This window comes from Thalassospira sp. MCCC 1A01428, assembly GCF_002115825.1.
Lineage (GTDB): Bacteria > Pseudomonadota > Alphaproteobacteria > Rhodospirillales > Thalassospiraceae > Thalassospira.
Window position 1 is genome coordinate 1 of sequence record NZ_JFJZ01000179.1, and the last position, 391, is coordinate 391.

Consider the following 391-nt stretch of genomic DNA (forward strand, 5'->3'; position numbering starts at 1 on the left):
GTGGCAATAGCATTGGGGGCCAAAACTTCGTCGCAGTCAAACAGCGCCAAATATTTTCCCGTTGCCAAGGCCGCCCCCTGATTAAGCCGAATGGCAGGACCGGCATTTTTGGGATTTTCAACGATCTGTACATTAGCCATATCCGCCGTCTGCGCACGCAGAACAGCAAGCGAGTCATCGCTCGACAAATCATCTATGAAAATATATTCGGCGGAAAACTCCCCGGCCTGCTCGCGCAGGGAGCGAATAAAAAACGGCAGGGCTGCGGCCTTGTTAAAAACCGGCAAAACATAACTGATATCTGGCACCCACGCCCCCATTTGCCAAATCTGCGGTACGCAGTTCTAGCGACATCGGCACAGCACTGCAAAGGCAAAATCAGCCCTGAAAC

The 391-nt window shown here is 52.4% G+C and carries 1 protein-coding gene; it reads right to left on the reverse strand.

All coding sequences use genetic code 11. The features are described 5' to 3' along the window. The coding region (locus THS27_RS26500) for a glycosyltransferase family 2 protein (RefSeq protein WP_168185043.1) at positions 1-308 on the reverse strand (308 nt) is incomplete at its 3' end. Between the last annotated feature and the right edge of the window lie 83 nt (positions 309-391).